Below are 25,881 nucleotides of genomic sequence, written 5' to 3'. Positions count from 1 at the left end.
TCCCGCATGTGACGCGTGACCAGGAGAGCATCATGCTCGCGATGGCACGAAGCGTCGCGCATTGGCTCGGCGCCGCGACATTCTTCGCCGTGCCGCCGTTCGTCAGCCGTCTGGTGCGCCGGTGGAATTCGCGGCATGCATCGGAGACCGAACGTGCTTGTCGCTGGGCGTCCAGATGAGCGCCGCAAAAACCCTGGGCCGGGCAGCAGATCCGAGACCGAACTGCCGGACCAGCCGGCACTGCCGGGACATATCCGGGTCAGAACGAGCGCGATACGGTGCCCAAATTTGGCAGGTCGGGAGGAGGTCATCATTGGCTCGGGTCACTATCGCAGCACCTTCCGCGTCATGTTTGATGGATTCAAGTCGCCGACGTCGCTGCACAGCACCTACATAGAACCCGTGAACGAGGAAGAGCACGCGCGCGGCCGCACCGGCACGGAAGATGCCGCACGCCCCGCAGTTCCAATTGAGGTTGCTCGGTTCGGCAGAATGGAACCAACCCGGTAGCGGAACGTTGATCTGCGGCGAGCCGCTGTGCGTCCGCGCTTTGTTGTCCGCTTCTATGCCTTGCCGAGGTGCCGCCTGCTGCGAAGCTCATCCATTCTCGTTCCGGGTAAAACCGTCTGGAGAAGATGCAAGGCAGGGCGGCTGGCCATTCTCAACGACGCAGCCGCTTATTTTGCCGCTCTGCGCGAGGCGCTGCTGCTCGCCACGCGGCAGGTCTACATCATCGGCTGGGACATCCACAGCCAGACCCGATTTGTCGGGCCCTCCGGACAGGCCGATGATGGCTATCCGGAAGAACTCGGCGCCTTCCTCAAGGCGCTGCTGCTGGCCAAGCCGGACTTGCGCATCGACATCCTGGTCTGGAATTTCCCGCCGCTCTACGCCGCCGAGCGCGAATGGAATTCCGTCACCAAGTTCACCGCCGGCGTATCGGCGCGACTTCGCTTCTGCTTCGATTCCAGCCTGCCGCTTGGCTCCGCGCAGCATCAGAAGATCGTCGTCATCGACGGCGCGCTCGCTTTCGCCGGCGGGCTCGACCTCACGATCCGGCGCTGGGACACCAGCGCTCACGCGGTCCATGATCGGCTGCGGATCGATCCGGACGGCAGGCCCTATCCGCCGTTTCACGATGTGCAGTGCATGGTGGACGGCGAGGCCGCGGCCAGCCTGACCGAAATCGCCGAGAGCAGGTGGCGGACCGCCGGCTGCACCGTCGAGAAGCCGGTAGCAGTAAGCGGTGAGCGCTGGCCGGCGTCGGTGCCGGTGCAGTTGCGCGGCATCACGGCCGGCATCGCCCGCACCGAGATCGCCACCGCGAGCACGCCCGCGGTGAACGAGGTCGCGCTTCTGTTCGAGGCTTCGATCAACGCGGCCGACCGCTTTATCTACATCGAAAACCAGTTCACTAGCGCCACCGACATTGCACGCCTGCTGGCGCAGCGGATGCTTGAAGTGCCGCAGCTTCGCGTCCTGATCGTGACACCAAAGCTGCATTCGTCCTGGTTCGAATCGCAGGCGATGCAGAGCGGCCGCGGCGGATTCATCGGCCAGTTCGTGGCGGCCGGCGTCATGGACCGCGTCCGCTTTCTCTATCCCTCAGTGCGGGACGGCGAGGCGGATGCCGCGGTCATGGTGCACAGCAAAGTCATGATCGTGGACGACCGTATTCTGCGGGTGGGGTCGGCCAACCTCAACAACCGATCGATGGGCGCGGATACCGAGTGCGATCTCGCCTTCGAGGCGACATCCGACGCGCAGCAGAAATTTATCGCGCGGCTTCGCCGGCGGTTGATCGGCCATTTCTGCGGCGTCGACGAACAGGAGATCGCCAATAACGAGGCCGATCTGTTCGGATATCTCGACCGACGCGCGGAGGGCGAGGCGGCGAAATCCCTGCGGCCGATCGACCCGGCCGCGTCGGCGGGCGGCATGGCGGCCATGGTGCAGCCGGTCGCCGACCCCAGAGAGCCGCTGCATCTCGACCGCGCCGCCACGCGGATGTGGACGCCAAGAACCATTTTGGCCGTTTCGGGTCTCGCTGCAGCGCTCGCCGCTCTTGCACTCGCTTGGCAGTACACGTCGCTGCGTGACTTCACCGATGTCGGCTTCGTCTCCTCGGTCATTTCGCAGCCCGCGCGCTCGCAACTCGCACCACTGTTTGCGGTGGCTGCCTTCGTGCTCGGCGGGCTGGTGGTGTTTCCGGTGCTGGTGCTGATCGCCGCGACGGCGGCGGCGCTGGGACCCTGGATGGGATTCTTCAGCGCCGGCGCCGGCGTACTGCTCAGCGCGCTAACGCTGTTTGCGATCGGCCGCGTGCTCGGCCAGGCTCGGTTGCAGCGGCTGCTCGGGCGGCGGGCGGGGCGGGTGCAGAGCCGCATCATCGGCAAGGGCGTGGTGGCGGTCGCCATGATCCGGATGGTGCCGATCGCGCCGTTCTCGATCGTGAACGTGGTGGCGGGCGCCAGCAAACTGAGCCTGCGCGACTTCATGCTCGGCACGGTGCTCGGCATGGCGCCGGGCATTGCGGTGATGGCCGCGCTCGGCGCGCAGATCGCCGATCTCGCCAGAAACGCGTCGTGGACCAACGCCTTGCTGCTGGCGCTCGCGGTCCTCGCCTGGATTGCGCTATGCCTCGGCGTTCAGTTTCTGGTGACCTGGTGGGCGGGACGACGCACGTGACGAACACCCTGCGCATCATGACGTGGAACGTGCACGGCATCTTCCACCTCAATCCGAAGTTCGATGTCGAGGGCGTCTGCTCGATCATCCGCCACTGGTCTCCCGACATCGCGGCACTGCAGGAGGTCGATTCACGCGGAAGGACCGATGATCCCTTCGCCCTTCTGGCAAAAGCCATCGCCGGCCACAGCGTCGATGCGCGGACGATCGTCACCGAGGACGGCGACTATGGCCAGGTGCTGCTCAGCCGATGGCCCTTCGCCGCGCCGCCAAGGATCTCCGACGTCTCCTATCAGGAGCGCGAGCCGCGCCGGGCGATCGCCGCGCGCATCCTGGCCGACCAGGGCGAGGTCACCGTGATTGCCACTCATCTCGGGCTCAGCATCCATGAGCGGCACGCCCAGGCGCATGCCTTGGCCGAACTGGTGCAGCCGACGCGAACGCTGGTGCTCGGCGATTTCAACGACTGGTTCTGGGTGAAATCGGTGCGCGGCGTGCTGGCGCGGATTTGTCCGGTGCGTACGCGGCTGCGGACGTTTCCATCGCATTTGCCGATGATGCGGCTTGACCGCATCTATGCCTCGCGCGATCTCACCATCCGCTCGGCCTGGACCGATCGCAAAGCCCGCGCCTATTCAGACCATCTTCCCGTGATCGCGGATGTCGCGTTTGGGAATTGAGGCCGGCCGTCAGGTTGGCTTAGCGGGGTGCAACGTCCTTGGGTGTCGCTCGTGCAGCAGAACGGCGAGATCGTGGCGCAGCTCCGGGCGCGCCTTCATCGCCGTTTCGAACAGCGCCTCCTGGATGTCGCGGGGCATGTCGCCCCAGATGGCGATGGCTGCATCGCCGAGCAGCGGTGCGAAGCTCTTGTCATCCGTCATGTGATCCTCCGTCGGCTCTACGTCCGAGCCGCGCGAAGGTTCCCGCCTGCTGATCGGTCACGTTATTCGGAACCGCGGCTTGCGGGATGAATTGTCCTCGCTAAGCTTTCGTGGCCCTCGCACCGGAACGATTGACAGCATGAATGGACCGAGGCCATGGTGGGAATCCGCCGTCATCTACCAGATTTATCCGCGGTCCTTCCAGGACAGCAATGACGACGGGATCGGCGACCTCAACGGCATCACCGAGCGGATGCCTTATCTCGTTGATCTTGGCGTCGACGCGATCTGGATCTCACCCGTCTTCCGTTCGCCGATGAAGGATTTCGGCTACGACATTGCGGACTATGTCGACATCGATCCGATCTTCGGAACGATATCGGATTTCGACCGCCTGATTGCCGCAGCGCATGCGCGAGGGATCAAGGTGATCCTCGACTTCGTTCCGAACCATTCGTCCGACCAGCATGCGTGGTTCGTTGAAAGCCGCGCGTCGAGGAACAACCCAAAACGCGACTGGTACATCTGGCGTGATCCGGCACCTGGCGGCGGTCCGCCCAACAACTGGCTGTCCGAGTTCGGCGGCAGTGCGTGGGAGCTCGATCCGGCGACCGGCCAATATTACTACCATGCCTTCCTGAATTCCCAGCCCGACTTGAACTGGCGCAACCCGCAAGTCGTGGAAGCGATGCGCGAGGTGCTGCGCTTCTGGCTGGGCAAGGGCGTCGACGGCTTCCGCGTCGACGTGATCTGGCACCTGATCAAGGACGCGCAGTTTCGCGACAATCCGCTCAACCCGGATCATCGCCAGGATAGGCCACCGAACGAAGCGCTGGTCCCGCTCTACACCACCGATCTGCCCGAGGTGCATGATGTAATCGGCACGCTGCGCCGGACGATCGATGAGTTTCCAAACCGCCTCTTGATCGGCGAGATCTATCTGCCGGTGGAGCGCCTCGTCGCTTATTACGGCAGGGATCTCGGCGGCGTGCATCTGCCGTTTAACTTTGCGCTGCTCAACGTGCGCTGGGATGCAAGGTGCATCCAGTCGCTGATCACGGATTATGAGGGCATATTACCGGAGGGTGGCTGGCCGAACTGGGTGCTCGGCAATCACGACCGTCCGCGCATTGCCGGCCGGGTCGGCGCGGGTCAGGCCGCGGTCGCCGCCATGTTGCTGCTGACCCTGCGCGGCACGCCGACGATCTACTATGGCGACGAGCTCGGCATGTCCCAGGTCGATATTCCTCGCGACCGCGTGCGGGATCCCTTTGAGCGCAATGTCCCCGGCATCGGCGTCGGCCGCGACGGCTGCCGGACGCCGATGCAATGGGAGGCCAGCGAAAACGCCGGCTTTACCGCGGCCGAACCATGGCTGCCGCTGGCGAACGATTGGCGATCGAACAACGTCGCTGAATTGCGCGGGGATGCCCGCTCGATCCTCAATCTCTATCGTCGCCTGCTGCGGCTGCGCAGGGAAAGGCCTGCGCTGTCGCTCGGTGCTTACAGGCCTTATGTCGTCGACGAGGATCTGCTTGCCTATTACCGCGAGCTCAATGACGAGCGGCTGCTCATCGTCCTCAACCTCACCGACCGCCCGCAGGCGCTGAAGCTGGAAGAGGGGGCGCACGCGCGGATCCTGGTCTCGACGGGGGCACAGCGCGATGGCGAGCTGGTTCCTGGCACCGTTACGGTCATCGGTGATGAGGGACTCGTGATCGATCTGGAGAACCGATAGGAACCAGCATATTTGGCGGACGTTTGGCCCTCGATGATTGACCCGAGGGAGCTTGGTCGCGCGCGTGAGTGCAAAGGAAACGTCGAGGGCCTGGTGGCGCAGCGCCGTCGTCTACGAGATCGCCGCCATCTCGTTTCAAGACAGTGATGGCGATGGCTATGGCGACCTCCCGGGCCTGCTGCAGCGGATCGATTATCTCAAATGGCTCGGTGTCAGCGCGGTCTGGCTGACGCCGATCTACAAGAGCCCCGATCAGGATTTCGGCTACGACATCTCCGATTTTTGCGGCATCGATCCGCGCTACGGTACGATGCAGGATTTTGAGCGCGTCAGGGACGCGCTGCACGCGGCCGGCATCAAGCTCATTCTCGATTTCGTCCCCAACCACACCTCCGACCAGCATGCCTGGTTTCAAGAGAGCCGCACGTCGCGAAACAATCCGAAGGCCGATTGGTACGTATGGGCGGAAGCCGGCCCGAACGGCGGACCGCCGAACAACTGGCTCAGCCGATTCGGCGGCAGCGGCTGGGAGTGGTGCGAGGCGCGCCGGCAGTTCTACTACCACTCGTTTCTGACCAGCCAGCCGGACCTGAACTGGCGCAACGAAGCGGTGCGCGAGGCCATGGCCAACGTCATGCGTTTCTGGCTTGACCGCGGCGTCGACGGTTTTCGCGTCGACGCCAGCGCCGTGCTGATCAAGGACGAACTGCTGCGCGATAATCCCAGAGATCCCGAAGCTGACGACAACACGCCCCCGCCGCAAAAATATGCGCCCGTCTTCACCGATGACCGTCCCGAAGCGATGGGCTGCATCGAGTTCATTCGAAGCGTTCTGGACGACTATGATGAAAGGCTGCTCTGCGGCGAGGTGCAGGGCAAGACCGACCGTATCGGCCATTTCTACGGCAACGACAAGCCGCGCATGCACCTGCCGCTGAACTTCGCGCTGCTCGACACGGAATGGAATGCAATCGCGCTGCAGGCGACAGTCGACGCCTATTACAATGCGATCCCGGACGGTGGCTGGCCCGATTTCGTGATCGGTGGCCATGATAAGCACCGGGTGGCGAGCGAGCTCGGCGAAGCGCAATCAAGAATTCTCGCGATTCTCTTGATGACGCTGCGCGGCACGCCGTTTCTGTTTGCCGGCGACGAGTTCGGAGCGGAGCAGGTAAAAATTCCGCCCGACAGGATTCGCGACCCCTTCGAAAAACTGGTGAAGGGGTTCGGCTTGAATCGCGATCCCGAGCGCGCGCCGCTGCGTTGGGACGACACCGGGCAAGGTGGGTTCACGACCGGCGAGCCCTGGCTACCGCTGGACGAGGATCGTTCGCGCAACATTGAGGCGCAGCGCCGCGAGAAGCGTTCGCTGCTGCATCTCTACCGAGAGCTGATCGCCTTACGGCACCGCGAACCGTGCCTCTCGCGCGGCGAGTACCGGCCGCGGCGGGCGCACAACGACATCTTCTGGTTCGCGCGCACCCTGGATAAGGCCGAAATCCTGGTCGGTCTCAATCTCTGCCGCGAGCCGCGGCTCTGGGAATGGCAGGGCCGCGGCGTCACGCTGATCTCGACCCATCTCGACCGTGAGCAAGACAAGGTCGAGGGCCCGATGCATCTGCGGCCTAACGAAGGCGTGGTGATCAAGCTGAACCGTTGAGCCGCGGCTGGCCTGTCACCGCCCCCAGCGCAGCACTACCGGATCGAGCTGACGGGCGATTTCGATCAGCCCGGCGCGCGTGGCCGGGTGGACTTTTTGCAGGGGATGGCGGACCGCTTCCGAACCGATCACGCCACCTTCCTGCATCAGGATTTTTGCCGTCTGCAGGCCACATTGGCGGTTCTCGTAATTGATCAGTGGCAGCCAGCGCGCATAGGCCGCCATCGCCTCAACCCGGCGCCCCGCCAGATAGGGATCGATGATCTGCCTGATGCCGTCTGGATAGCCGCCCCCGGTCATCGCGCCGGTCGCGCCGGCATCGAGATCGGCCATCAGCGTGATCGCTTCCTCGCCGTCCCATGGCCCTTCGATGTTGTCGCCGCCGGCGGCGATGAGGTCGCGCAGCTTCGCCGCCGCCATCGGCACCTCGATCTTGAAATAGCGGATATTCGCCAGCTCCCGGGCCATGCGCGACAGCAGGTCGACCGACAGCGGCGTCCCTGCCACCGGCGCATCCTGGATCATGATCGGGATTTCAATGGCGTCGTTGACGGCACGATAGAATTCGAAGATGGCCTTTTCCGGCACGCGGAAAGTCGCGCCGTGATAGGGCGGCATGATCATCACCATGGCCGCGCCCGCATCCTGGGCCTGGCGGCTGCGCTCGGCACAGATGCGCGAACCGAAATGCGTCGTCGTCACGATCACGGGCACGCGGCCGGCGACATGCTCGAGCACCGCATGCATCACCTTTTCGCGCTCGGCATCGGTGAGGACGAACTGCTCGGAGAAATTGGCGAGAATGCACAGGCCATTGGAGCCCGCATCGATCATGAAATCGATGCAGCGGCGCTGCCCCTCGAGATCGAGTTCGCCACGGTCGTCGAAGATGGTGGGAGCGACGGGGAAAACACCGCGATAGGGCCGTTTTGCAGTCGAGGTCATCTGGGGAGGTTCCGTTCGAAGGAGATCAGTGATTGTATGGTCGTCCAATTCATTCATCAACATGCTAGAAGCTTCGGCACAAGCGGGCGAGACAGGGAAGAGGTCGATGGGGGGAGTTCTGGAGGGCGTTCGCGTCCTCGATTTCGGGCGCTATATCGCGGGTCCTTACTGCGCGACCTTGCTGGCGGAATTCGGCGCGGAAGTCATTCGCGTGGAAAAGCGCGACGGCAGCGAGGACCGTTTTGTGGCGCCGGTCGGGGAAGGCGGCGAGGGCGCGCTGTTCCTGCAGGTCAACCGCAACAAGAAAAGCATCACGCTCGATCCGATGAAGCCGCAGGGGCAGGAGGTGATGCGGCGCCTCGTCGCGACCGCGGATGTCGTGGTCGCCAATCTGCCGCCGCAGACGCTGCGCGCGATGAAGCTCGATTATGATTCGCTGAAGGCGATCAAGCCGGACATCATCCTGACCACGGCAACCGCTTTCGGCAACCCGGGCCCGTGGTCCGACCGCGTCGGCTTTGACGGCGTCGGGCAGGTGATGTCAGGCGCGGTCTACATGACCGGCAAGGGCGATCCGCCCTATCGTGCCGCCGTGAACTGGGTGGATTTCGGCACCGCGCTGCATTGCGCCTTCGGCACGCTCGCCGCCCTGATCGAGCGCGGCAAATCGGGCCGCGGCCAGATCGTCGAGGGCGCGCTGCTTGCGACCGCGCTCTCCTTCACCAATGCAACGCTGATCGAGCAGGCGGTGATATCGGCCAACCGCGTGCCAACCGGCAATCTCGGCCAGACCGCGGCGCCCGCCGATATCTACCGCACCAGGGACGGCTGGGTGCTGTGCCAGGTCACCGGACATCCGCTGTTCATCCGCTGGGCCAAATTGATGGGCGAAGAGGATCAGTGGCTGAATGACCCCCGCTTTTCCGACGACCTCAAGCGCGGCGACAATGGTCCGGTCATCTCCGAGCGGATGGCGCGCTGGTGCGCCGAGCGCACCACGCAGGAAGCGGTCGACACGCTCGGAAAAGCGATGATTCCGGCAGGTCCTGTGCTCAGCCCGCAGCAGGCGCTGGAGCATCCGCACATCCGCGCCACCGGCTTCATGCAGGACGTCGATTATCCCGGCCTGCCGAACCCGGCGCCGACGGCGCGCGCCGCGGTGCGGCTGTCGGAAACGCCGGGCCAAATCGTGACGCGCCCGCCGACGCTCGGCGAGCACACCGATCGCGTGCTCGCCGATATCGGCTATGACGCGGATGCGATCGCGGCGCTGCGCAAGGACGGGATCATCTAGTCACTCAGCGGCGGGAGGCGATCGAGGCATTCAAACGGGATCTTCAGCCAACCGGTCCCGGGATCCAATAGTCGCCGAAAAGCGGCTTGACGATGACGCTGTAAATTACCCCGAGCTGCAGGCTCGGATCGAAATAGCGCATCGCCCGCTCATTGAGGTCAATGATGCGGCCAGGCGTCAGTGGCCCCACGTCGTTTATCTTGACGATGACCTTTTTGCCTACAGCTTCAACAAGGGCATATTTCGGCCTCGCGCCATATTGGACGCCACCAAATTTCTGACGCAAGCTCGTCTTGATGGCAGCCGCCCAGACCGAGGGATCATAGCGCTCGCCGGAGGCTGTGTTCCGGCCGCCCTCCCGCCATCCGGGCCGGAACGGATTGTATGTGGATGCTGCGCCAACGATCGCATCCCCAGCAGCGGCAGCGACAACGGCGCTTGAATGAACTGCAACGATTTCACTTCGAGCAACGGTAACAGAAATGGCAAGCGCAACCAGGGCACCGCAAATTGCGGCGCTCGAGCGGAACAGCATCATAACACCTCGATTGATTTTCTAGATCGTCCGGTTCCCGATGTCGCAAAACATGGTCAAGCGAAACGCGGAAGCGTTCACGAATTGACGCCAATTCTTTGCGAATTCGCGCCAAACCGTGGCGACGGAACCGTTGTGGGAACCAGCAGTGGTCCTCGCACAGCGTTCTTTAGTTCTCGCCGTCTAAGACAGAGATTGCGTCAGCAACATGACTGAATAAGCGTTTCGGACAGGGCTTCAGTAGGAGCAAGCGTCTGCGAACACGCCTAGCCGTGATCGGCGAGATCGAAGGGCTCGGCAGCTACGTTCACATCCCGCGCGACCATGATTACACCATTTCCGTCCGCCTGCGGATGCTGACACTGCGTCATCTCGCGATCGGCCGACGAGACCTATTTCGCCAACCCGAAGAGCACGTGCTGCTGCAGTATTATGCGAATGCGATCGTGCATCTGCTCAAGGGGAAGCCGGAGAGCGACCCACACTTATTTGTCGTCACCCGCGAAGGCGGGTTACCCAGTATCCCAGAGACAGTAGTGATTGAAACGATAAGCCGCGACGTACTGGATCCTCGCCTTCGCAGGGGTGACAGTACAAGGATGGGTAGAGCCAAGCGAAACCCAGGTTTGGCTGCGCGCTGCCCATCCTACCAGATCCATCCCACCCGCAGATCGGTTCCTTGCAAAAGCTTGAAGTTTAAAATATATGCTGGACCATCGCTCAGGAGGCTCCACCGATGGCCCTGATATCGCGTTCCTGCCATGCGCTCGTCACCGGGGGCGGGCGGGGCATCGGCCGGGCGGTTGCCGCGGCGCTGACGGGGGCGGGCGCCACCGTCACCGTGCTTGGCCGCAACCGCGCGACGCTCGATGAGGCCGTTGCCTCAGGCGCGGCGCAATTCGCGGCGGTTGCCGATGTCGCCGATCCCGCGTCGGTGAGACCGGCGATTGCGGAAGCCGCCGCGCGGCAGCCCATCGATATTCTCATCGCCAATGCCGGCGCGGCGGAATCCGCGCCGTTCGGCCGCTCCGACGCGGCGCTGTTCCAGCGCATGATGGACGTCAACTTCATGGGCGTGGTGCACGCCGCGCAGGCGGTATTGCCCGGCATGCTGGAGCGCAGAAGCGGCCGCATCGTCGCCGTTGCCTCCACCGCGGGCCTGAAGGGCTATGCCTATGTCTCGGCCTACAGCGCCGCCAAGCATGCGGTGATCGGTCTCGTCCGCTCGCTGGCGCTGGAGACGGCGAAGAGCGGCGTCGCCGTCAACGCCGTCTGCCCCGGCTTCACCGAGACCGACCTGCTCGAAGGATCGATCGAGAACATCATCAAGAAGACCGGCCGCAGCCGCGAGCAGGCGATCGCGGAACTGGCCAAGCACAATCCGCAAGGACGGCTGATTGCGCCGTCGGAAGTGGCCGATTCCGTGCTCTGGCTGTGCGGCGATGGCGCCGGCGCGATCACCGGGCAGGCCATCGCGGTCGCCGGCGGCGAGGTTTGACGGGCGAGCGACGACAATCCAATTCAGGGAGATATCATGAGCAAACCAGCCAATCCCGTCACGCTGCCGCTGGCAGACTACTCGCCAAAGCATTTCCTGCTGGCCGTGGTCGACCGTGTCGCCACCGTGACGCTCAACCGCCCCGAGCGGAAGAATCCGCTGACCTTCGAGAGCTACCGCGAGCTCACCGATTTCTTCCGCGCCTGCGCGATGGATGACGAAGTGAAGACGGTTGTCGTCACCGGTGCGGGTGGCAACTTCTCCTCCGGCGGCGACGTCTTTGAAATCATCGGCCCCTTGATCCAGATGGACACCAAGGGCCTCACCGCCTTTACCCGCATGACCGGCGATCTCGTCAAGGCGATGCGCGCCTGCCCGCAGCCGATCGTCGCGGCTGTCGAGGGTATTTGTGCCGGCGCGGGCGCGATCGTCGCAATGGCCTCCGACATGCGTCTCGCTGCCTCAGGCGCCAAGGTCGCGTTCCTCTTCAACAAGGTCGGCCTCGCCGGTTGCGACATGGGCGCCTGCGCGATCCTGCCGCGCATCATCGGCCAGTCGCGGGCCTCGGAACTGCTCTATACCGGCCGCTTCATGACCGCGGAGGAGGGTGAGAAGTGGGGCTTCTTCAGCCGCATCGTCACCCCGGAACAGGTGCTGGCGCAGGCGCAATTGCTGGCCAAGCAAGTTGCTGATGGACCGACCTTCGCCAACACCATGACCAAGCGCATGCTGGCGATGGAATGGGCGATGTCGGTGGAGGAGGCGATCGAGGCTGAAGCGGTCGCCCAGGCGCTCTGCATGACCACGGAGGATTTTAACCGCGCGTTCGAGGCGTTCTCGAACAAGAGGACCCCGGTGTTCCAGGGGAATTGAGGCTGTCCGTGTCCCGGACGCGGTGCAGCGTTCTTCACGCTGCTCCGCAGAGCCGGGACCCACAACGAATGGGCCCGGCCTAGCGGCGCACCGCCATAGCGCGTCGAAGACGCGCGTGAACGCGCTTATGGCGCTGCGCGGCATCCGGAGCACGAAACTGAGAATCATAGCCCGGACAACTCACAGCCCTTGCCCAAAAATTGTTTTAGACTTAAAGTAATTTCCGGACTAGCCCGACAGCCTGTCTCGGAGGCGAGAGATGAAGATCGCGATCATCGGCGGCGGACCGGCCGGTCTCTACGCCGCGATCCTCCTGAAGAAGCAGCGGCCGCAGGCCGACATCATTGTCTATGAGCGCAACCGCGCCGACGACACGTTCGGCTTCGGCGTGGTGTTCTCCGACGCGACGCTGGACAATTTCGAAAAATACGATCCCCCGAGCTACCGCCGCATCACGCAGGAATTCGCCTATTGGGACGACATCGCCGTGCATTTCCGCGGCACGGTGCATCGCGTCGGCGGCAACGGCTTCTGCGGCTGCTCGCGCCGCACGCTACTCCTGATCCTGCAGGAGCGCGCCAGTGAACTCGGCGTCACGCTGAAGTTCGAAACCGATATCGACGACGAAGAACGTTTTGCCGATGCCGACCTCATCGTACTGGCCGACGGCATCAACAGCCGCTTCCGCGACAAATACATCGACTATTTCCAGCCGCAGATCGATCTGCGCTCCAACAAATTCGCCTGGATGGGCTCGACCAGGCCGCTCGACGCCTTCACCTTCATCTTCCAGGAGACCGAGTGGGGCCCCTTCATCGCGCACGCCTATCAGTATGAGGCGGGCCGCTCGACCTGGATTTTCGAGACCGACGCGGAAACCTTCCGGCGCGCCGGGCTCGAAGGATTGAATGAGCAGGAATCCGCCGACCGCATGGCCGACATCTTCGGCTGGTTCCTCGACGGCCACCCGCTGCTGATCAATCGTTCGATGTGGCGCAATTTCCCGATGATCCGCAGCCAGCGCTGGGTCAAGGACAACATGGTGCTGCTCGGCGACGCCAAGGCGACCGCGCATTTCTCGATCGGCTCCGGCACCAAGCTCGCGATGGAAGACGCGATTGCGCTGGCGGATGCGATGGCCGCGGCGCCGTCGGTCCAGGCCGCGTTGCAGACCTACGAGCAGGGCCGGCGCGAGGAGGTCGAGAAGACCCAGCATGCCGCCGATGTGTCGCTGGTCTGGTTCGAGCATGTCGACCGATTCTGGGATTTCGATCCCGTGCAGTTCGCTTTCGGCGTCATGACCCGCGCCAAGGCGATCACCTACGACAATCTGATGCTGCGTGCGCCGGAATTCGTCCGCGAGGTCGACACGGCGTTCGCAAGACAGGTGCGCGCCAAGGGCTTCGATGTCCATCTCGACAAGCCGGTCGCGCCGATGTTCCAGCCGCTGAAGCTGCGGGAGATGCAGGTCGCGAACCGCGCGGTGGTCTCGCCGATGTGCATGTATTCGGCAAAGGAGGGGGTGCCGACCGATTTCCATCTGGTGCATTACGGCTCGCGCGCAATCGGCGGCGCCGGCCTGATCTTCACCGAAATGACCTGCGTTGGCCGCGACGCCCGCATCACGCCCGGCTGCGCTGGCCTGTGGAACGACGAGCAGCAGGCGGCGTGGACCCGCATCGTCGATTTTGTCCACACCAATTCGGCCGCAAAGATCTGCCTGCAGCTCGGCCACGCCGGTCGCAAGGGCGCGACTAAATTGATGTGGGAAGGCATGGACCGGCCGCTGGAAGCGGGCGGCTGGGACACGATCTCTGCATCGCCGCTGCCTTACTTCCCGGATAGCCAGGTGCCGCGCGAGATGGACCGCGCAGCGATGGACAGGGTCAAGGCGGAGTTCGTGTCGGCGGCCTTGCGCGGCGAGGCCTGCGGCTTCGACATGCTGGAACTGCACTGCGCCCATGGCTATCTGCTGGCGAGCTTCATCTCGCCGCTGACGAACACGCGCACCGACGAATATGGCGGCACGCTGGAGAACCGGCTGCGCTATCCGCTCGAAGTGTTCACCGCGACGCGCGCGGCGTGGCCGGCGCACAAGCCGATGTCGGTGCGCATCTCCGCCACCGATTGGGCCACAGGCGGGATCACCGGCGACGATGCGGTGGTGGTCGCCCGGGCCTTCGCCGAAGCCGGCGTCGATCTGGTCGACGTTTCGACGGGGCAGACCGTGCGCGACGCCCAGCCGATCTATGGCCGCATGTTCCAGACGCCGTTCTCCGATCAGGTCCGCAATGAGGCCCGGGTCGCGACCATGTGCGTCGGGAACATCACGACGGCGGATCAGGTCAACACGATTTTAGCCGCCGGCCGGGCTGATCTCGTGGCGCTGGCACGGCCGCATCTGGTCGATCCGTCCTTCACAATGCGGGCGGCGGCCTGGTATGGCGCCGATATCGCCTGTCCGCCGCAATATCTGCCGGGCAAGGAACAGATCTTCCGCAACAGCGTGCGCGACCGGCAAGATTTCGAGGACCTCAAAATTAAGGGTAAGCCGAAAACCCGCGCCGAGCTGAAAGCCGAGGCGACAAAGCCGCTTGCAGCCGAATAAGGTGAATGGCACCCTCTGGCTCGATCCCTCCCTAGCCCCGCCCTTCGCGGGGAGAGGGCAGGGGTGAGGGGCTCTTTCCGCGAGCAGTGAACGCCGTGAGTGCGGTACCCCCTCACCCGGATCGCATCTCACGATGCGATCCGACCTCTCCCCGCAAGTGGGGCGAGGTTGAAGAAAAAGGTCGAGTTGGAGTTACGCGCATGAAAGCGATCATCGTCGGGGGCGGCATCGGGGGCCTTACCACTGCGCTGATGTTGCGTGCACGCGGCATCGATTGCGAGTTGTTCGAGCAGGCCGATACTATCCGCGAGCTCGGCGTCGGCATCAACACGCTGCCGCATGCGATCAGGGAGTTGACCGGCCTTGGCCTCTTGGAGCGGCTCGATGCCGCTGCGGTTCGTACCGACCAATTGTACTATCTGAGCCGCCATGGCCAGGAAGTCTGGCGCGAGCCGCGCGGCCTCGACGCCGGCCATGACGTACCGCAATTCTCCGTCCACCGCGGCCGCCTGCAGAGCGTGATCCATCGCGCCGTGGACGAGCGGCTTGGTCCTGAGCTGATCCACACCGGCTGCCGGCTCGGCTCCTTCGCACAGCACGAGGGCGGTGTCATCGCGCATTTCTTCGACCGCACCGGCGCCCATGTCGAAACCGCGCGCGGCGACATCCTGATTGGCGCCGACGGCATTCACTCGCGGGTGCGCGAGATGCTGTTTCCGGACGAGGGGCCGCCATGCTGGAACGGGCACATGCTGTGGCGCGGCGCGCGCGACTGGCCGGCGTTCCTGACTGGACGTTCGATGATCGTGGCCGGCGGGCTGAATGCCAAAGTCGTAATCTATCCGATTGCGGAAGGCTCCAGCCCCTCGAGCCGGCTGACCAACTGGGCCGTGATGGTGAAGATCGGCGACGGCAATTCGCAGCCGCCGCGCCGCGAGGACTGGTCGCGGCCCGGCAAGCGCGAGGAGCTGATGCCGCACGTCGAGCGGTTCAAGGTGCCATATGTCGACGTGCGCAGCCTGATCTCGGCGACACCGGAATTTTATGAGTATCCCTGCTGCGACCGCGATCCGCTGCCGTACTGGACCTGGGGCCGGGTCACGCTGCTCGGCGACGCCGCGCATCCGATGTATCCGGTCGGCTCCAACGGTGCCTCGCAGGCGATCCTTGATGCCCGCGCGCTGGCTGATGAATTGGCACGTGCCGAGCATCCGCGCCAGGCGCTGGTGGCCTATGAGAAGAAGCGCCTGCCGATGACAGCGGAGATCGTCCGCTCCAACCGCCGCGGCGGGCCAGAAGGCGTGATCGATGCCGTCGAGCAACTGGCGCCGGATGGGTTCACCGATATCGAGAAAGTGCTGAGCCACGCCCAGCGCGAGGCGATCGTGCGCGGCTATGCCTCGAAGGCGGGATTCGCGGCGCCGCAGCTCGGGCTGGCGGCGGTGCGGGCGTAGCGAGGTCCTTATCCTGAGGGTCTACGAATCTACCCAGTTCCGTCATTGCGAGGAGCTCGCGACAAAATTGCAAAGCAATTTTGCGCTGAAGCGACGAAGCAATCCATGCCTGTACTTGCTGTGCAATGGATTGCTTCGCTGCGCTCGCAATGACGTGGATGGAGCGGTGCGTACAGTTGAGACGGCGCTGAAGCGCCTCCTCATCGTGAGGGTCTAAGACCTCACGCCCCCGGAGGCGGCGGCAGGAAGTGGATGTTGTGCTCGGCCGCCAGCGCCACCACCGCGTCCGGCGTCTGCTCCTTCATGTTGTGGATCGCCCAGAACAGATCGTAGAGCCGCCGCGTCGGCGACACCCAGAACAGCGTCTTCGCCGTTCGTCCCGACTTGTTGAAGATGCCGTGCGGCTTGCCCATCGGCAGCCGCACGAGGTCGCCGGGCGTCGCCCGCGTCTCGGCGCCGTCGAGGAAGAAGTCGAGCTGGCCCTCCAGGATGTAGAGATATTCATCCTGGTCGGGATGAATGTGCGGCGGCACGAAGGTCTCGGCCGGAAACGTCGCATGCCATGAGAAGGAATGCTCGGTGACGTTCTTCGGCACATAGGTCTGGCCAAGAATGCTCCAGGAAATGCCCTGGATGCCTTCATTGGCGCGGGTGATGCCGGCGATTTCAGTCTTCATTGCTGTTCCTTTCCCAACATTATTTCGCAGGACAATCCTTGGCGTAACGGTCGCCGTAGTTCGAAAACACTTTTTCGACGATCTCGGTCTGGAACTTGCCGTCGGGGCGCTTGGCGACCTTGGTCAGATAGAAATTCTGGATCGGATAGCCGTTGACATTGAACTTGAAGTCGCCACGCAGGGAGGTGAACTCGGCCTTCTTCAGCGCCGCCGAGACGGCGTCCTTGTTCTTCAGGTCGCCCTTGACCGCCTTCACCGCGCTGTCGATCAGCATTGCCGTGTCATAGCCCTGCATGGCGTAGGTGCCGGGCACGCTGTTGTAGGCGGCTTCATAGGCGGCGACGAACTTCTTGCTCTGCGGGTTGTCCATGTCAGGCGCCCAGTTGGCGCCGCCGAACATGCCGACCGCGGCGTCCTGCTGCGCGGGCAGGGTGGATTCGTCGACAGTGAACGCCGACAGCACCGGGACCTTCTCGGCAAGGCCGGCCTGCTTATACTGCTTGACGAGGCCGACGCCCATGCCGCCGGGCATGAAGGTGAAGAGCGCATCGGGCTTGGAGTTGGCGATCTTGGTCAGCTCGACCTGGAAATCCAGCGTGTTGAGTGGCGTGTAGCTCTCCTCGACGATCTCGCCCTTGTAGTCAAGCTTGAAGCCGGCGGCCGAATCCTTGCCGGCCTGATAGTTCGGCACCAGTACATAGACGCGCTTGTAGCCGCGGTCCTGCGCGACCTTGCCGAGGATCTCGTGCACCTGGTCGTTCTGGTATGAGGTCACGTAGAAGAACGGGTTGCACTCCTTGCCGGCATAGCTCGATGGCCCGGCATTCGGGCTGATCAGGAAGGTCTTGTTATCGGTGACCGGGCGGTGGATCGCCTGCAGGATGTTGGAGAAGATCGGCCCGACCACGAAATCGACCTTCTCCCGCTCGAGCAGGCCCTTGGCCTTGGACACGGCGCCGTCGGGCTTGAGCTCGTCGTCGACCACCACGACCTCGACGTCCTTGCCGCCCATCTTGCCGCCGAGATCCTTGACCGCGAGCTGAAAGCCGTCGCGGGATTGCTGGCCGAGCACGGCGGCGGGGCCGGACAGCGTGACGATGATGCCGACCTTGATCTTCTCCTGCGCCATGGCAGGGGCAGCTACGGTCCCCAGCAAAACGGCAAGTCCGGTCAGCTTGAGTCCGGTCAGCTTCAACGACTGCTTCATGATTATTCCTCCGTTCGGCCTTGGCGGCCGAAACTCATGCCACATCAAGCGCTGCGCAGCTTATTCTGACGTCGACGGCGCCTGCAAGCAGAACGCCTCCATGCAAGCCATGATGCAAGCTTTGCGCCAATTACTTGAAACTTAAAGAAATCTGGGCAATGATCGCAGCCCCAGCCGGACAAGATTTTCATGACCCTCGATTCTGAGACCAAGGCCGTCGAACTCCCGGAGCATCATGGCGATGAGCTGAGGCTGTGGCTGCGCCTGTTGACCTGCACGACCCTGATCGAGGGCGAGGTGCGCAGCCGCCTGCGCGAGCGGTTTGACGTGACGCTGCCGCGGTTCGACCTGATGGCGCAGCTCGACAAGGTTCCCGAGGGCATGACGCTGTCGGACGTCTCCAAGCGGATGATGGTCTCGAACGGCAACGTCACCGGCCTCGTCGAGCGCCTCGTTGAGTCGGGGCATCTCGACCGCCGCACCTCGGAGGTCGATCGCCGCGTCCAGGTGATCCGCCTGACCAAGGCGGGCCGCGCCGAATTCCGCAAAATGGCGGCGGAGCACGAACTGTGGATCGCCGACATGTTCGGCGACCTCTCGCCAAAGGACGTGCGCGAATTGATGCGCCTCCTGGCAAAGACCAAGGCGTCGGCGCAGCGATCGGCCAAAGCGCGCACGGGCTGAGGAGCGGCGAGCGCTAGCTGCGCTATTGCATGTACTCATAGAACCCAGCGAGAGCCGTTGTGCCGGAGGATCACGTCTGCTTGGCCTCCGACAGCGGCGCGAAACGGACATTCCAAGCACCGGCGCTTTGGGCCAAACGCGGAAGTCGCTACGACGCGATGATCAAATTGGTCGAGCGCTCGGTCTTACTTGTGTAATGGCGACGCCGGAGATCGCGAGCAGCCCACCGACAATCAACTTTGGAGTGATGCGTTCGCCAAGGAACAACACGCTCGAAATCAAGGCGAACACCGGAAGCAGCAGACCGAAGGGGGCGACGCGGCCCATGGAGCAACGGGCGATCAGCCAGAACCAAAGGCCAAACCCAACAATTCCTCCGATGAAAATTGTGTAGGCGAGTGCCAGCCAACCACGTTCATCCGCCGTGACAAGGCTCGCCAGTTGTCCATATTCAAGGAGCAATGACATCAACATGACCTGCGGCACCGTGAGCAGCGACGACCACCCCATCAACATCAGGGGATCAAAAGGGCCGTAGCGTTTCGTCAAGACGTTGGACACCGCGAATGCGAAGGCTGCCCCGACCACAAGCAGCAGCGGAAGCACGTTTGCCGACAGCCCAGGCTCCGCTGCCAACACGACCACGCCGACGAATGCAAGCACCACTCCAGCGGAGGTGGTGAGAGACGGCCTCTCCGCGAGCAGCGGCCAGGCCAACAGAACGGTGAAAGGCGTGGCGAGTTGATATGCGACGGCCGACATGCTTCCCGAGCCGAGCCCAAGACCAACGTAAAAGAGCCCGAAGTTCAGTCCACCAAGAAAAATCGAAATAGCTGCGATAGGGCCGAACTGTTGAGGCGTGGGCCTTTTGACGAACGGAATAAGCAGCAGCGCGATGGCCAGGAAGCGCAGTGCGAGGAAGAAGAGAGGCGGAAACTCCGTAACGCCCACTTTGATGGCGACGAACTGATAACCCCAGAGCAAGGGGACGGCCACCGCGCAGACGATTTGGACGGCAGACATGGCATCCTTCCTTTCAAGACCGATCGGTCTATATATCAGCGCGCCAACAGAGGAGGCGTCCATGGGTTGTTTACCTGATGAAGCGGTCGAGAAGCGCGTCAGCGGTGGCTTGCGATGTGATCCGCGTCGGCGCCGTTTTGCCGACCACCCGCAGCCCCTCAACGAAACAGACGAGAATTCGGGCGGCACTTGAAGGCTCAACGCCATCGGCCAACTTGCCCGCCGTCTTCGCACGGGAAAGCGCATCCGCCACCCTGGCCTCCATGGCTTTGAAAAAGCTCGCGACGCGACGACCCACTTCAGCATCCTGGCCAGCCAGTTCCATGGCTGTGGCCACCAGCAGGCATCCGCGCCGACCATTGGCACCGCTCGTGCGGTCAACATAGCCGGCAAGGTAGGCCCGCAGGCTGTCGACCGGCTCTCTGCGGGGGGCGAGTTCGATATCCATCCGCGTCAGGGCATCGGCAATGTAGCGATCAAGCGCAAGCAAGAAGAGCGAGTGCTTGTCACCGAAAGCGGCGTAAAGGCTGCCACGCGAGAGCTTCGTCGCGCGAAGAAGGTCCGGGAGCGCCGTGGCGTGATAGCCGCGCGCCCAGAACACACCCATCGCGCGTTCGACGGCGGCTTCCACGTCGAAACTTCGGGGGCGGCCACGGGGCAACTGCACTGGGTTTTGGTGACTCATTGCTAATATATATAGACCAATTGGTCTTTAAATCGCAAGATGCCGCTTCGGGTCACAAGCGGCGGTCCGGCCGCTAATCTCCTCAGGTCCGGTTCTCCTCTTAGAGCGGCCCTTGCGGCCGCTCAAGGGCAGTTCGGCTGAGGGCCCAGAAGCAGACGAGCCGCGATCGCAGCTTGCGGTTGTGGTCCGCGCGTTTCTGTACATAATTAGCCGAATGGAAATTCGGGATGCCAGGATTGAGGACGCCGAAGCCGCTTGCCTCGTTATGAGGCGGTCGATTGCGGAGCTATGCGAGGCCGATCATAAGAATGATAGCGCCATCTTGGAGCGCTGGTTGGGAAATAAGACTCCCGAGATTCTCGCCTCTTGGATTAGGCAGCCGGGAAATTCGTTGCTCGTAGCCGCTCAGGATAACAACATTCTTGCTGTGGGCTCGGTTACTGACGCGGGCCAAATCACTCTGAATTACGTTTCTCCCGATGTGAGATTCCGAGGCGTCAGTCGTGCCATGCTTCGGGCGCTCGAAGCAAGGGCTCGGGAGCGAGGCAACACGCGATGCACCCTCACTAGCACCGAAACCGCACTTCGATTCTATAATTCTAACGGCTATACGGCGGACGGACGCCCGGTCCGCAATTTCGGTACCAGCTCCGGCTACCCAATGTCGAAGGTGCTCATTGAGCATCCAACTTAAAGGCCAACGATTTCGGCTCTGGGTAACAGCAGCCATCCACGGTGGAGAGGCGGCTATCCCTCCAACGGCTCTTAGCAGGCTTCACTTTGCACACGCCGCGCGGTGATTGCTCATCATTATTTCTTCAATCGACCGCATGTCGCATTGAGGACGCTGTGGAGGTACGAGCTAGGGGTCAACTCGACCGTCTGCGGATCGTCTCCCGGCATTACGTTCTTTTTTACATTGCTCCCGAGCACAACCTTGTTCCGATATAGAACGGCCCACTTCCCGTCGTCTCGCCGCAAGTAGGCCGAGCAATCAATGTCGATCAAGGGAACCTGAATTCTCTGACCGCTGCTTGGATCGATCGTTACTACGATCACAGAAGCCGATAAAACAATTCTGTGCCACACCTTCAATCGTGAAACCATCACTTCCCCGGCCAAGCTCTAGCTCATTCGTAATCTTTACGCTGGCTAGTCCCCCGTCGGCTTGGAAACTAGCACAACCCTGTTATCACCTAGAGGCGAAGGCTGCCGTATGCCGGCCTTCTCCAGTCGAAATTTGTGGCCCGCTTCCGTCCATCGACCAAACCGATCGTGGACCACCTCCATCAAGCCATAACTTGCAAGTGCTGCAATTGCCTGTTCACCGGCTCGCATGGAGTTGCTGTCTACCTGATCCTCACTGCCGAGATACTGATCCACCATCAAGACGAGGGCGATCAAAGCATTTTGCTCGCTGTCGGTCATTGCGTTTCTCACTGGGATGCTAGGGAAGCCGTCAACACTGCACTAGTAATCGCGCACGTGCTAGTTCTGCTTCGGGTCAGACTGAGAAGTCAGGGTCGTAGCGAGCCGTGTCCGTTCTACCCCCAAAAGTCGACATTGCGACGACCCTGACGTTGTTCGCCTTCGGACCAACAGGCGACATCACAGGCCAGGCTGGATATAACAGAGCGACTCCCATACCGGAGACCGCCAAGGCGACGAAAATGACAAACCACTCGCCCCCAGACCTGAATAGCATCGGGTGTTACCGCGGACGTTGGCCCGATTCTGACGTGCCCCACACGAGCCGAATTGGCTCTATTACGAAGTAGACACCGTAGCGGATGTTGTCTTGCGCACGGTTGACGTCTTCACTGACGGTCGCATTGAGCGCAACAGTATCGCGCTTGAGGAGCGGAAGGGGGATAGATGCCCATCGCTGGTGGAAGGTTCATTCATCGAGACCGTGCGCAGGATTCCGCTCGAACTCATTACGGCCATTGAGTTCGAGGAACTTTGGCAACGAGGGACGGACACGCCGTTTTGGTTCCCCGACGACTTCCAAAAACCGTCCAATTCTGAAGTTGCCCGAGGCTTAAGGTCTCCTTGGGGTCAAAAGCCGTATTCTTTACAGCGAGCACGGGTTTTCCGGCTTATGACGCAAAGCAGACGCAACATGTTTGGGATTCCGCGTCCTAGTGCATCGCACGCAGCGTTGTCGAGGGCGTTTCACCGAATTTGGCGCGGTAGGCGCTGGCCATCCGGCTCAGATGCGTGAACCCGAGCTCGAAGGCGATATCGGTGACGCTGTCTGTGGAGGAGGCGGCGGCCAGCCTCGCGTTGAGATGGGCGAGGCGGATATCGCGCAGCATCTCCGAAATCGACGTTCCGAAATGACGACGGAAGCCGAGCTGCAGCGCGCGGATGCCGATGCCCGCGCTTGCTGCGAGCTGCAAGAGGTCGAGCGGCTCGTCGGCATGCGCGTTGAGAAATTCGCGCGCCCGCCGCACCGACGATGGCAGCGCTTCGGCCCGGCCACCGAACTGCTCGATCGCATCGCTCGCGCTATGGCGCTGGCCATGAAGCAAGGCACCGAGCAGCGTCTCTCGGATGTTAGCCGCTGCGATCGGCGACAGCGGCCGCTGCGGCCCGAGGCGCTCGGCAAGATCGACGAACTCCATGATCTGCGACTGAAGCGTTCGGCCGCCGCTGGAGGCGAGATCGACGGCCGGCTCGAACTCGACCGCGCCCACCGGCCGTCCTGACAGCGCCGCGGCCCGTTGCTCCAGGATACGGCGGTCGATCAAGAGAATGATCTGGGCGCAATCGTCCTGCCAGGTCATGCGTGTCGGATTCGTCGGCGACAGCAGCGACGCGCTAATGCCGGGAGCGGTCGCGATGTCGCACGAGGCCGTCTCGATCCGCGCTGAGCCCCGCACGGGAATTTGCAACAGGAAGAAGCGCTCCAGGCAGCCAGGATCGATCGACACGGATCCGCCATAAGCGACGTAGTTGACAGACAGTCCGCCGAAGACGGCGCTGTTATGCAGCGCAAAGAAGTCGGGTGAGGTCCTGTGCTCGGGCGTCAGCCGATGCGGGCAGAAGATGCGCCCGACGGCATCGGCGGCATCATCGACGCTGTCGGTGGCGACGCGGGTGAACGCGGCCAGCCGGGCGGCCGGTTCATGCCTGGCGATGCTGATGCCCGTCGCCACGATCCGGCCCTCCGCATTTATTTGAAGCCTATAATATCTGCGGGCCGGGCGGATGGAAAGGCGATTTGGTGGTCGTGGGTGCCTGAAGCGAAGGCAGGCTCCGCCGTCATCCCGCGGCGCAACATTCAAAAATCACCGGCGCCGCAGTCCGGATTCGTTTTCCGGCTAGACGGTCGCTTCAACCAGATCCAGCCTGCGTGGACTAGTTCGGACATCGGAGCCACATCAAAACGGCGACAGAGGAGGGCGATATGGCGGCACTCGAAAAGGGCATCACCAAGAACGGCACCGGCTATGGCGGCAAGACCTGGAACATTCTGGGTCAGGTCTACTTCCCCAAGGCTGTCACCGATTCCACCTTTGCCTTCGAGACCAACAGCGAGCCCGGCCAGTTCGTGCCGGTGCACGTCCACCCCACACAGGATGAGTTCATCCTGGTGCAGGAGGGCACGCTCGACCTCAAGCTCGACGGCGTCTGGGTGCAGGCCAAGGCCGGCGACCTCGTCCGGATGCCGCGCGGCATCCCGCATGGCTATTTCAACAAGTCGGACAAGCCGGCGCGCGCACTGTTCTGGGTATCGCCGATGCAGAAGCTCGAGGCGCTGTTCGACAAGCTGCACAATCTGACCGACCCCGCAGAGGTGGTCCGGATCTCGGCGCAGCACGAGGTGGATTTCCTGCCGCCCGAAGCGAACGAATAGCGCGTCCAACCCATCTAGCTGGAGACATCGTCATGGTCAGGCGAAAGAAGGTCTGCGTCATTGGCGCAGGCGTATCCGGACTTGCGGCCGCAAAAGCCTTTGCCGCACGCGGCCATCAGATCACGATCATCGAGCGCAGCGGCGATCTCGGCGGGGTCTGGGAGCCGGCGCGCTCGTATCCGGAGGTGCAGACCCAGAGCCCGAAGGACCTCTATCGCTACACCGACAAGGCGATGCCGGATTCCTATCCGGAATGGCCGAAGGGGCCGCAGGTTCATGCCTACCTCACCGCCTACGCAAAGGATCATAACCTGCTCGGCGCGATGCGCTTCAACACGACGGTGGTGCGGATGGAGCGGCGTCCCGATTCCGCACCCGGCTGGCGGCTCGAAATGCGCGGGCCGGATGGCGCCACCAGTCTGGAAGATTTCGACTTCGTCGCGGTCTGCACCGGGCAGTTCAACGAGCCGCAGACGTTCAGCCTGCCCGGCGAGGAGGTCTTCAAAGCGCAGGGCGGGCACATCCTGCACTCTTCGAAGTACAACGATCCGTCGATCGCCAAGGGCCGCAAAGTCGTCGTGCTCGGCGGCTCGAAGTCGGCGACGGATATTGCCGTCAATGCGGTCAATTCCGCCGCGGCCGAGGTGACGCTGGTGTACCGCGAGCCAGTGTGGCGGATTCCCTACTTCATCGGCGGCCTCGTCAACTTCAAGCGCATCCTCTACATCCGCGCCCAGGAGGAGATGTTCAAAAGCTGGGGCATCGGCCCGCTATCGCGCCTCGCGCATGCGGTCGCCAAGCCGCTGGTGTGGGCCAACTGGCGCGGGCTGGAGAGCCTTTTGAAAGCCCAGCTCAAGCTCGGCAAATGCGACATGGTGCCGAAAGAAAGAATCGAGGACGGCGTCAACTGCTCGGTACCGATCGCAACCCCCGGATTCTTTCCGATGGTCGCCGACGGCCGCATCAAGGCCATCAGAGGCAGCTTCGATCATTACGACGGCAATGCCATCGTGATGACCGGCGGGCAGCGTGTCCAGGCTGACGTCGCCGTGCTCGCGATCGGCTACAAGCTCGGCGTGCCGTTCCTGTCGCAGGCCTATCGTGACAAGCTTGTCGATCCCGACGGGCAATACCGGCTCTATCGTCTGATCGCCAATCCCGATCTGCCCGAGATGGGATTCGTCGGCTTCAATTCGAGCTTCTGCACGGTGCTCTGCGCTGACCTCGCGGCGAACTGGCTGGTGCGCTACGCCGACGGCCAGCTCGCCCGTCAGCCGACGGCGAAAAAGATGCAGGACAACATCGAGATGATGCTGCATTTCCGGCGGGTCGAGCGGCCGGCGGCCGGCGTCTATGGCGGGCTCTGCGTCGCGCCCTATCACTTCAAGCATTTCGACGAATTGCTGGCCGATATCGGCGTGAGCGGACGGCGGCGCAATCCGCTGGTCGAGAAATTCACCCCGCCCGATGCCGCCGCCTATGGTCGCTTCCTGGCCGCAGCGCTGGATTACCGGGCTGCGGCCTAGGTAGGGGCCAAGTTCCACGGTCGGGCGCGTGCCGCCCGGCCGT

At 62.9% G+C, this 25,881-nt stretch carries 23 protein-coding genes; 14 read left to right on the top strand and 9 right to left on the bottom strand.

Translation table 11 applies throughout. The features are described 5' to 3' along the window. Window positions 1-32 precede the first annotated feature (32 nt). From RX331_RS30035 to RX331_RS30025, 3 genes are all read left to right on the top strand, one after another. Window positions 33-179 (top strand): hypothetical protein, encoded by a 147-nt coding sequence (locus tag RX331_RS30035; RefSeq protein ID WP_317253217.1) that lies wholly within the window; start codon window positions 33-35, stop codon window positions 177-179. Window positions 180-537: 358 nt separating this feature from the next. Beyond that, entirely contained in the window at window positions 538-2,688 is a 2,151-nt protein-coding gene (locus tag RX331_RS30030) for a VTT domain-containing protein (protein ID WP_317253216.1), read from the top strand. Next, a complete protein-coding gene (locus tag RX331_RS30025) occupies window positions 2,685-3,368 on the top strand; it encodes an endonuclease/exonuclease/phosphatase family protein (protein WP_317253215.1) in 684 nt (227 codons plus the stop codon). Before RX331_RS30030 ends, RX331_RS30025 begins: the two co-directional genes overlap by 4 nt. Before the next feature lie 9 nt (window positions 3,369-3,377). On the opposite strand, the gene RX331_RS30020 is transcribed toward RX331_RS30025, so the two are convergent. Then, window positions 3,378-3,569, bottom strand: coding sequence for a hypothetical protein (locus tag RX331_RS30020; RefSeq protein WP_317253214.1), 192 nt, complete (start codon window positions 3,567-3,569; stop codon window positions 3,378-3,380). 139 nt (window positions 3,570-3,708) lie between these two features. Here RX331_RS30020 and RX331_RS30015 point away from each other — a divergent pair, with 139 nt between their 5' ends. Both RX331_RS30015 and RX331_RS30010 read left to right on the top strand, forming a co-directional pair. Continuing rightward, window positions 3,709-5,307, top strand: a complete 1,599-nt coding sequence (locus tag RX331_RS30015; RefSeq protein ID WP_317253213.1) for an alpha-amylase family glycosyl hydrolase — start codon at window positions 3,709-3,711, stop codon at window positions 5,305-5,307. A 64-nt stretch (window positions 5,308-5,371) separates the two neighbouring features. Beyond that, window positions 5,372-6,967 carry an alpha-amylase family glycosyl hydrolase gene (locus RX331_RS30010; RefSeq protein ID WP_317253212.1) on the top strand — a complete coding sequence of 532 codons (1,596 nt, stop codon included), beginning with the start codon at window positions 5,372-5,374 and terminating at the stop codon, window positions 6,965-6,967. A 15-nt stretch (window positions 6,968-6,982) separates the two neighbouring features. On the opposite strand, the gene RX331_RS30005 is transcribed toward RX331_RS30010, so the two are convergent. Continuing rightward, window positions 6,983-7,912: a dihydrodipicolinate synthase family protein gene (locus tag RX331_RS30005; protein ID WP_317253211.1), complete on the bottom strand. Its 930-nt coding sequence runs from the start codon at window positions 7,910-7,912 to the stop codon at window positions 6,983-6,985. A 106-nt stretch (window positions 7,913-8,018) separates the two neighbouring features. Here RX331_RS30005 and RX331_RS30000 point away from each other — a divergent pair, with 106 nt between their 5' ends. After that, window positions 8,019-9,206 carry a CoA transferase gene (locus tag RX331_RS30000; RefSeq protein WP_317253210.1) on the top strand — a complete coding sequence of 396 codons (1,188 nt, stop codon included), beginning with the start codon at window positions 8,019-8,021 and terminating at the stop codon, window positions 9,204-9,206. A 43-nt stretch (window positions 9,207-9,249) separates the two neighbouring features. On the opposite strand, the gene RX331_RS29995 is transcribed toward RX331_RS30000, so the two are convergent. After that, window positions 9,250-9,744 carry a septal ring lytic transglycosylase RlpA family protein gene (locus RX331_RS29995; RefSeq protein WP_317253209.1) on the bottom strand — a complete coding sequence of 165 codons (495 nt, stop codon included), beginning with the start codon at window positions 9,742-9,744 and terminating at the stop codon, window positions 9,250-9,252. 733 nt (window positions 9,745-10,477) lie between these two features. Here RX331_RS29995 and RX331_RS29990 point away from each other — a divergent pair. From RX331_RS29990 to RX331_RS29975, 4 genes are all read left to right on the top strand, one after another. Continuing rightward, entirely contained in the window at window positions 10,478-11,239 is a 762-nt protein-coding gene (locus RX331_RS29990) for an SDR family oxidoreductase (RefSeq protein WP_317253208.1), read from the top strand. A gap of 36 nt (window positions 11,240-11,275) precedes the next feature. Next, complete coding sequence (locus RX331_RS29985) at window positions 11,276-12,112, top strand: enoyl-CoA hydratase family protein (RefSeq protein ID WP_317253207.1); 837 nt, start codon at window positions 11,276-11,278, stop codon at window positions 12,110-12,112. A 259-nt stretch (window positions 12,113-12,371) separates the two neighbouring features. Then, window positions 12,372-14,720 (top strand): bifunctional salicylyl-CoA 5-hydroxylase/oxidoreductase, encoded by a 2,349-nt coding sequence (locus tag RX331_RS29980; protein WP_317253206.1) that lies wholly within the window; start codon window positions 12,372-12,374, stop codon window positions 14,718-14,720. A gap of 200 nt (window positions 14,721-14,920) precedes the next feature. Then, window positions 14,921-16,174, top strand: coding sequence for a flavin-dependent oxidoreductase (locus RX331_RS29975; protein ID WP_317253205.1), 1,254 nt, complete (start codon window positions 14,921-14,923; stop codon window positions 16,172-16,174). A gap of 221 nt (window positions 16,175-16,395) precedes the next feature. Here RX331_RS29975 and RX331_RS29970 read toward each other — a convergent pair whose 3' ends face one another. Both RX331_RS29970 and RX331_RS29965 read right to left on the bottom strand, forming a co-directional pair. After that, a complete protein-coding gene (locus RX331_RS29970; protein WP_317253204.1) occupies window positions 16,396-16,851 on the bottom strand; it encodes a cupin domain-containing protein in 456 nt (151 codons plus the stop codon). A gap of 19 nt (window positions 16,852-16,870) precedes the next feature. Then, window positions 16,871-18,058 carry an ABC transporter substrate-binding protein gene (locus RX331_RS29965; RefSeq protein WP_317253203.1) on the bottom strand — a complete coding sequence of 396 codons (1,188 nt, stop codon included), beginning with the start codon at window positions 18,056-18,058 and terminating at the stop codon, window positions 16,871-16,873. Between the two features lie 189 nt (window positions 18,059-18,247). Here RX331_RS29965 and RX331_RS29960 point away from each other — a divergent pair, with 189 nt between their 5' ends. Next, on the top strand, window positions 18,248-18,742 hold the full coding sequence (locus RX331_RS29960) for a MarR family winged helix-turn-helix transcriptional regulator (RefSeq protein ID WP_317253202.1): 495 nt from the start codon (window positions 18,248-18,250) through the stop codon (window positions 18,740-18,742). Window positions 18,743-18,904: 162 nt separating this feature from the next. On the opposite strand, the gene RX331_RS29955 is transcribed toward RX331_RS29960, so the two are convergent. Continuing rightward, on the bottom strand, window positions 18,905-19,765 hold the full coding sequence (locus tag RX331_RS29955) for a DMT family transporter (protein ID WP_317253201.1): 861 nt from the start codon (window positions 19,763-19,765) through the stop codon (window positions 18,905-18,907). A 70-nt stretch (window positions 19,766-19,835) separates the two neighbouring features. Further along, window positions 19,836-20,450, bottom strand: coding sequence for a TetR/AcrR family transcriptional regulator (locus tag RX331_RS29950; protein WP_317253200.1), 615 nt, complete (start codon window positions 20,448-20,450; stop codon window positions 19,836-19,838). 214 nt (window positions 20,451-20,664) lie between these two features. On the opposite strand from RX331_RS29950, the gene RX331_RS29945 reads away from it, so the two are divergent. Then, window positions 20,665-21,144 carry a GNAT family N-acetyltransferase gene (locus tag RX331_RS29945; protein ID WP_317253199.1) on the top strand — a complete coding sequence of 160 codons (480 nt, stop codon included), beginning with the start codon at window positions 20,665-20,667 and terminating at the stop codon, window positions 21,142-21,144. A gap of 458 nt (window positions 21,145-21,602) precedes the next feature. On the opposite strand, the gene RX331_RS29940 is transcribed toward RX331_RS29945, so the two are convergent. Continuing rightward, window positions 21,603-21,878 carry a hypothetical protein gene (locus tag RX331_RS29940; protein WP_317253198.1) on the bottom strand — a complete coding sequence of 92 codons (276 nt, stop codon included), beginning with the start codon at window positions 21,876-21,878 and terminating at the stop codon, window positions 21,603-21,605. Between the two features lie 713 nt (window positions 21,879-22,591). Beyond that, a complete protein-coding gene (locus RX331_RS29935) occupies window positions 22,592-23,611 on the bottom strand; it encodes an AraC family transcriptional regulator (RefSeq protein ID WP_317253197.1) in 1,020 nt (339 codons plus the stop codon). Between the two features lie 251 nt (window positions 23,612-23,862). Between RX331_RS29935 and RX331_RS29930 the strand changes: the two genes are divergently transcribed. Continuing rightward, window positions 23,863-24,312, top strand: coding sequence for a cupin domain-containing protein (locus RX331_RS29930; protein ID WP_317253196.1), 450 nt, complete (start codon window positions 23,863-23,865; stop codon window positions 24,310-24,312). Between the two features lie 32 nt (window positions 24,313-24,344). Further along, window positions 24,345-25,838 (top strand): flavin-containing monooxygenase, encoded by a 1,494-nt coding sequence (locus RX331_RS29925; protein WP_317253195.1) that lies wholly within the window; start codon window positions 24,345-24,347, stop codon window positions 25,836-25,838. The last annotated feature ends 43 nt before the right edge of the window (window positions 25,839-25,881 follow it).

The organism is Bradyrhizobium sp. BWA-3-5, assembly GCF_032917985.1.
In the GTDB taxonomy this organism is placed as follows: domain Bacteria; phylum Pseudomonadota; class Alphaproteobacteria; order Rhizobiales; family Xanthobacteraceae; genus Bradyrhizobium.
This window is presented reverse-complemented; position numbering and strand designations above follow the sequence as displayed.

What these genes read in the sequence shown, in the direction of transcription:
- RX331_RS29980 (WP_317253206.1), top strand. Translation starts at nt 12,372, where the DNA reads ATGAAGATCGCGATCATCGGCGGCGGACCGGCCGGTCTCTACGCCGCG.
- RX331_RS30035 (WP_317253217.1), top strand. Translation starts at nt 33, where the DNA reads ATGCTCGCGATGGCACGAAGCGTCGCGCATTGGCTCGGCGCCGCGACA.
- RX331_RS29965 (WP_317253203.1), bottom strand. Translation starts at nt 18,058, where the DNA reads ATGAAGCAGTCGTTGAAGCTGACCGGACTCAAGCTGACCGGACTTGCC.
- RX331_RS30015 (WP_317253213.1), top strand. Translation starts at nt 3,709, where the DNA reads ATGAATGGACCGAGGCCATGGTGGGAATCCGCCGTCATCTACCAGATT.
- RX331_RS29960 (WP_317253202.1), top strand. Translation starts at nt 18,248, where the DNA reads ATGACCCTCGATTCTGAGACCAAGGCCGTCGAACTCCCGGAGCATCAT.
- RX331_RS29930 (WP_317253196.1), top strand. Translation starts at nt 23,863, where the DNA reads ATGGCGGCACTCGAAAAGGGCATCACCAAGAACGGCACCGGCTATGGC.
- RX331_RS30020 (WP_317253214.1), bottom strand. Translation starts at nt 3,569, where the DNA reads ATGACGGATGACAAGAGCTTCGCACCGCTGCTCGGCGATGCAGCCATC.
- RX331_RS29975 (WP_317253205.1), top strand. Translation starts at nt 14,921, where the DNA reads ATGAAAGCGATCATCGTCGGGGGCGGCATCGGGGGCCTTACCACTGCG.
- RX331_RS29995 (WP_317253209.1), bottom strand. Translation starts at nt 9,744, where the DNA reads ATGATGCTGTTCCGCTCGAGCGCCGCAATTTGCGGTGCCCTGGTTGCG.
- RX331_RS29940 (WP_317253198.1), bottom strand. Translation starts at nt 21,878, where the DNA reads ATGACCGACAGCGAGCAAAATGCTTTGATCGCCCTCGTCTTGATGGTG.
- RX331_RS30005 (WP_317253211.1), bottom strand. Translation starts at nt 7,912, where the DNA reads ATGACCTCGACTGCAAAACGGCCCTATCGCGGTGTTTTCCCCGTCGCT.
- RX331_RS29985 (WP_317253207.1), top strand. Translation starts at nt 11,276, where the DNA reads ATGAGCAAACCAGCCAATCCCGTCACGCTGCCGCTGGCAGACTACTCG.
- RX331_RS29950 (WP_317253200.1), bottom strand. Translation starts at nt 20,450, where the DNA reads ATGAGTCACCAAAACCCAGTGCAGTTGCCCCGTGGCCGCCCCCGAAGT.
- RX331_RS29990 (WP_317253208.1), top strand. Translation starts at nt 10,478, where the DNA reads ATGGCCCTGATATCGCGTTCCTGCCATGCGCTCGTCACCGGGGGCGGG.
- RX331_RS29970 (WP_317253204.1), bottom strand. Translation starts at nt 16,851, where the DNA reads ATGAAGACTGAAATCGCCGGCATCACCCGCGCCAATGAAGGCATCCAG.
- RX331_RS29945 (WP_317253199.1), top strand. Translation starts at nt 20,665, where the DNA reads ATGGAAATTCGGGATGCCAGGATTGAGGACGCCGAAGCCGCTTGCCTC.
- RX331_RS29955 (WP_317253201.1), bottom strand. Translation starts at nt 19,765, where the DNA reads ATGTCTGCCGTCCAAATCGTCTGCGCGGTGGCCGTCCCCTTGCTCTGG.
- RX331_RS29925 (WP_317253195.1), top strand. Translation starts at nt 24,345, where the DNA reads ATGGTCAGGCGAAAGAAGGTCTGCGTCATTGGCGCAGGCGTATCCGGA.
- RX331_RS30000 (WP_317253210.1), top strand. Translation starts at nt 8,019, where the DNA reads ATGGGGGGAGTTCTGGAGGGCGTTCGCGTCCTCGATTTCGGGCGCTAT.